The organism is bacterium (assembly GCA_024224155.1).
Lineage (GTDB): Bacteria > Acidobacteriota > Thermoanaerobaculia > Multivoradales > JAHEKO01 > CALZIK01.
The window spans coordinates 1-5,221 of record JAAENP010000130.1; the positions used below are offsets into that span (position 1 = coordinate 1).

5 protein-coding genes are annotated in these 5,221 nt (G+C 64.2%); 2 read left to right on the forward strand and 3 right to left on the reverse strand.

Going from position 1 to position 5,221, the window contains the following annotated elements; genetic code table 11:
* Positions 1 to 273: 273 nt before the first annotated feature.
* From GY769_07520 to GY769_07530, 3 genes are all read right to left on the reverse strand, one after another.
* Positions 274 to 441, reverse strand: a complete 168-nt coding sequence (locus GY769_07520) for a hypothetical protein (GenBank protein MCP4201766.1) — start codon at positions 439 to 441, stop codon at positions 274 to 276.
* 299 nt (positions 442 to 740) lie between these two features.
* Positions 741 to 995, reverse strand: a complete 255-nt coding sequence (locus tag GY769_07525) for a hypothetical protein (protein ID MCP4201767.1) — start codon at positions 993 to 995, stop codon at positions 741 to 743.
* A 1-nt stretch (position 996) separates the two neighbouring features.
* A complete protein-coding gene (locus GY769_07530) occupies positions 997 to 2,496 on the reverse strand; it encodes a serine hydrolase (GenBank protein MCP4201768.1) in 1,500 nt (499 codons plus the stop codon).
* A gap of 228 nt (positions 2,497 to 2,724) precedes the next feature.
* Between GY769_07530 and GY769_07535 the strand changes: the two genes are divergently transcribed.
* Positions 2,725 to 4,551 carry a hypothetical protein gene (locus GY769_07535; protein ID MCP4201769.1) on the forward strand — a complete coding sequence of 609 codons (1,827 nt, stop codon included), beginning with the start codon at positions 2,725 to 2,727 and terminating at the stop codon, positions 4,549 to 4,551.
* Between the two features lie 266 nt (positions 4,552 to 4,817).
* Positions 4,818 to 5,221: hypothetical protein (locus tag GY769_07540; protein MCP4201770.1), on the forward strand; the 404-nt coding region annotated here is incomplete at its 3' end.

Sequence of the window (5,221 nt, forward strand, 5' to 3'; positions counted from 1 at the left end):
GCAGCCTCGGTGGCGGCGCGTTGAGGGTGGTTTAGGCCTTTTCCGGAGACGGTGGCGGGTTTGCAGGTTTGCAGGAAGTGGCGGGGTAGGACATCGCTCTCCCGCGCTGCGGGGCCTTGGGCTGTGAGGTGGCCGCGGAGTGGCACTTGGCGGACTCTCGTACGAGGTCAGGACCCAGCTGTTTATCAATCGCCGGGGAGGGGATTAAACTGTCGCCCTGTCCCGGGCCGGGACTCACCCCGTGGTGAAACCCGACCCGGGATCTGTCCTGCCTCAGTAGATGTCGTGAGCCGTATTGTAGACGTTGAACTTCCCGGTTGGCTCCCTGGCGCGGGTGGTGGATGGGACGGTGGCGACCTTGTAGTCATGGACCGGGAGAAGCCAGGCGCCCACCACGGTGAGTTCTACAACGGAGGCGCCCAGTATCTCTACAATTATCATCCGCAGAACGGTTTGGCGCTGACGGCCACCTCGCTAGGGCGCTCTGCGGAACTCGCTCTGCATTCAGCTCGCTGATCGCCTTGATCCTGCCGCGCGGCCGACTTTCGCAATGTGCGGTGCCGAGGCCTTGAGCAGGAGGCCCGGGGCCTCATCGGTAATGCGGACGGCGGGGTAGACGCGGAGGACGTCGGCCACGTGCCTGAGGAACTTCCTCTTGAAGTCCCGGAGCCGACCGTAGTCGGCACCGAATTGGGTCTGAAGTGCCTTCCAGGGAATGAGGCATGGCCTCCGCAGATAGCTCATGCGGTAGGTGAGCCACGAGTAGATTCGAGGGCGAGCGGCGAACCCTTGAGCGCCTTGAAGGCTCGAAGGTCGATCGGTACGGCGTGGGCGACGAGCTCGTCGTAGAACTCGGTGCTCAGAACGACGACCGAGTTCCAGAGCGGGCGCTGCTCGGGGTCTTGAGGCGACCACCAGAGCTGGTGCTTATGGGCGATCGTGTAACCGACGCCCGCAGCGTGGCCGTCGCAGCCAGGACTTGCGACCCGAGCGATGTCAGTTCTCTCCCGGCGTCGGGAGTCGTTCCGCGGGGAGCTGCAGCCCTTCGACGAGTATCAGCAGCCGGTCCACCGTACCGCTGTCGGTCACTTCGAAATGGAAGCGCATGTCCTCGCCGATGATGAAGAAGTCGGTCTCCGATTCCGCGAGCATCTCGCTCGGGTCCTCGTCGCCCTCCGAGATCCACAGCCCGTCGTCAATCCGGCGGACCTTGATCCGCCGGTCGCCTTGGAAGGCGTACTCTCCCACGTAGCGCTCCAGCGTAGCGTTGTCGAGCTCGATCGCTATAGGGTCGGGAGGCGGCTCGCGCCTCCGTGATGGGTCAAAGACGGGGTAGCCCAGCCACTCGAACGGCGAAAGCTCGTCGCCGAGGGCGGCGGCCACCATCTCGCGGGCGATACTCTCGAAATTGTCGCTGTTGCTGAGAAAGACGACGCCGACACCCTCGTCGGCATGGGTCACGGTGTAGTTCTGCCAACCGAAATCGTGACCGGTGTGGAAGAAGGCGCGGCCGCGCCCGGTATCGAAGCGACCCCAGCCGAGCCCCCAGGCCAGGGCGATCGGTTCGTTCGCTGTCGTCTGCTGCCACGATCGCGGCCCGAACATCTGCTGCGAATTGATCATCACCTGAGGGGTCAGCATGGCTTCCACGGTCTCCCGCCGCGCCCCCTCCGCACGCAATAGGCCGGCAAGGAATCGGGCGTAGTCGCCGGCAGTGGTCATCATGGAGCCTGCGGCATCGGCTTCGCGGCGGCGGTTGAGCCTTTTCGGGCGCTCGAACTCGTCATGGGGAACCGCGTGGTTGTCCTCGAACTCCGCCTGCCAGACGTAGCTGGTACGCGACATGCCGAGAGGACTGAACACCTTGTCGCGCGCCAGCTCCTCCAGTCCACGGCCCGTGACCTTCTCGACCACCTTCTGCAGCAGGGCGATGCCCTCCCCCGAGTAGTTGAAGCGCGTCCCCGGATCGACCAGGAACCCAAGCTTGCCGTCATCCGTGAGAAAACGCCAGTTGGGGAATCCGATGGTGTGGCTGAGGGCATGCCGCGCGGTGATGAGGCCGGTGCGCTCGTCGCCCGCCAGGTCGGCGTAGCGGGGATGTTCGCCGATCGGTCGGCCGAGATAGTCCTCGAAAGGTCGATCGAGCTCCAGCGTGCCCTCCTGCGCCAGCAGCATGACCAGATAGGCGAAGAGCGGTTTGCTGAGCGAGGCGGCGGCGAAGACGGTCTCGCTGTCCGCCGTCTCCCCTGAGGCGGTGCTCCGTACCCCGAAAGAGCCTACCCACGCCACTTTGCCCTCCCCGAGGATCGCGCTCGAGACCCCTGGGACTCCAGCCTTGTTCATGATCTCCGGGATGGAGCGCTCGAGCGCGGCGATCGGCAGTGGTTCTCTCCCGACGCTTTGCGGACCTTTGCTGGACTCGTCCGCCGTGGGCGGGGCACAGCTCCCCGTCACCACGATCAAAGCCACAAGAGGGAATCGACCTCGTTTCGACATGCGTGTTCCCCGACGGGGATGCGAAGCGCCGCTCGATCTCGCGGGGCCCACTCAAGGTGACTAGTTTAGTCCAGCATTGGGATGGGCGGCTACACAGCCCCGCCTTGCCGCCGTTTCAGGGCAAAACGCCAGGAACGGCGACCTTAGTCGTCGGGGGAAGGGTCCCCGCCACCCTCCAGGGTAGTAGGCTCCGCAGTTCCCTGAGCGTAGGCTACGGGAGGGGTCTCCATGACGAATCCAGCACGGCCGAGAGAGCGGATCCCGTGGCTGAGGCGTGAGGCTCTGCTCGTGCTCTGCTTCATCCTCGTCTCTTTCGGCCTCAACTGGTTCTATCTGCTTGGCGGTTTCCAGGCCGACGAGTTCTTCTTCCTCAACGCCTTGAGAGAGGATCCACTGCCCTTCTCGCGCTGGCTGGGCCTCTGGTCGGTCGAGGAGGTCTCGGCAATCTCCGGCATATGGTGGTTCGAGGGCGGTGATCTGGGGGTTTTCTGGCGCCCGGTGCCCTCGCTGGTTTTCGAGGGCTCGATCCGCTTGTTTGGTGAGCGGGCTCTCCCGCTGCATCTGCTCTCCGTTGTCATCCACGGCTTGATAGCGGCGATCCTCTTCCTTCTCGTGCGACGGCTGACCGGCCGCCCGCTGTTGGGGCTTCTGACCGGCGTGTTCTTCCTCGCCTGTGAAGACCACAGCATGACGGTGGGCTGGATCGCGACTTTGACCGACCTCATCTGCTCGCTGTTCGTCATGATTGCGCTGACGGCTCACGCCGCTTGGCTGGAAAAGAGAGCTCCTCGGCAGCTGGCCGTCTCGGTCGCTGCGCTGCTGTTGGCGTTGCTTTCGAAGGAGAGCGCTGTCGTCGCACCTTTTCTCCTGGTGCTCATGACGCTGCTCGTGCCCCGAGGGCGTGAGGAAGAGTGCTCGGCCACGGCTGCCGCTTCGCTTCGTGCTCGAGCAGTAGGATTCCTCGGCGATCGGCTGTCCTGGATCCCGGCTCTCGTCGTCCTCGTCGCCTACCTGGTGGCTTTCAAGGTCCTCGGTTTCGGCGGGATGAGCAGCGGCGTCTACATCGACCCGTTGGTTGATCCCGGCCGGTTCCTGGTTCAACTCACGAGGCACGTGCCGGTCATGTGGCTGGCGGCTCTGTCGCCCGTGCCGCCCAGCCTTGCCATGTTCATGCCGGGCACGATTCCCCTTCTGGCGGTGGCCGGCGCTCTCCTGTTTGCGGTCTTCATCACCGGCCTCTGGTGGATGCGCCGCAGCGCGGTTGCGCTCTGGGCGCTTGCCGTCTTCTTCTTGGCCCTGATCCCCCAGATGAGCGCCGGTGCCAGCGAGCGAGCGCTCTACCTCCCGGCCATCGGATCGAGCATCCTGCTCGCCATGCTCCTTGGCGAGATCGGCCCCATAGCCCGCCGGGTCGCCTCCGAAGCGTCGCCGGCCCCCGGCCTGACCCGTACCGTCGGCTGGATAGTGCTCGTAGCCGTCCTGGTGCCCGGCATCATCCTGTCGGCCGCCTATCCGTTTATGTACATGCCCAGTTTAGAGCACGTGCGCGAGAACGTGGCAACTGCGGTGCCTCACATTCAGGAGCGGCAGCCCGAGCACGTGCTGCTGCTTAACGCTCCGGGCTTCTTCTATGTGTTCTACCCACCCCCGATCATCGATTTCTACGTAGGTCGGGCGACGGACGTGCGTGTTCTCTCGGCCCTCAACGGCATCGTCAGCGTCGAGCGCTCCGACGACCGAAGCTTCGTCATCAGCACCGATCGGGAGGGTTGGCTGACCAACACCTTCGCCAGGATGTTCCGCCCGCCGGGCATTCCCGAGCCCGGCACCGTCTACGACAAGGGTCTGGTGAAGGCCACCGTTGTCGACATAACGTCCAGCGGGAAGGACGTCGCTGCCGTGCGCTTTGAGCTCGACCGACCCCTTGATGATCGTGGCCTGCTGTTCCTCCGGTGGGATGGCGCCACCTATCTCCCCATCGAGCTCGCCGCCCTCCGCGTCGGGGAGCGCGTCACCCTTGCCGACACCTCAGACGTGTGGGCGAGCATGATGTGAACTCTCCGCTCGAATGTCCGCGCAGCGTGGAGATAGAGCTCGGGTCGAGCGGTGTTCCAAATCTCTCCCGTTAGGGTACCCACGCAGGTCACTGGGGTCCCGTTAGGGTGCCCTAACGGGAGTCACTTGGAACTCGCTTGGCGGCAGCGGGACTTTCCCGCGAGAAAGTCCCGAGCCGTTGTCAGCAGATCAAGGCTGCCTTAAAGGGAGATTCTTGGAATCCTCTCGGCGAGCACGTCAGAATAGAGCGGTTCGAAGGTAGGTGAATGACGATCTTCCGGTGGAAGCCGCCCCTATCCCCACGCCGGTCACCGGCGCTGGTTCCTGCAGCTCTTGTTGGGATCATGTTGTTTGGTGCGCCCGCCACGGCCCAAGATGCTGTTGCCACCGCATTCGTCAATGTGAGCGTCATCCCGATGGATACCGAGCGGGTGCGGCCGAACCACACAGTAGTCGTGAAGGGTGAGCTCATCGCAGCGGTGGGGCCGGCTGGCGAGATCGTTATTCCGACCGGCGCGAAGATCATCGACGGCGGGAGCGCATTTCTGATGCCAGGCCTCGCCGACATGCACGCGCATCTCAATCTGGATCGCAGCCCGGACTTCATGCGGCTCTTTCTGGCGGAGGGCGTGACCACGGTTCGCAATCTCAATGCTCTGCCCCGGCATGC

What these genes read in the sequence shown, in the direction of transcription:
- GY769_07520 (MCP4201766.1), bottom strand. Translation starts at nt 441, where the DNA reads ATGATAATTGTAGAGATACTGGGCGCCTCCGTTGTAGAACTCACCGTG.
- GY769_07530 (MCP4201768.1), bottom strand. Translation starts at nt 2,496, where the DNA reads ATGTCGAAACGAGGTCGATTCCCTCTTGTGGCTTTGATCGTGGTGACG.
- GY769_07535 (MCP4201769.1), top strand. Translation starts at nt 2,725, where the DNA reads ATGACGAATCCAGCACGGCCGAGAGAGCGGATCCCGTGGCTGAGGCGT.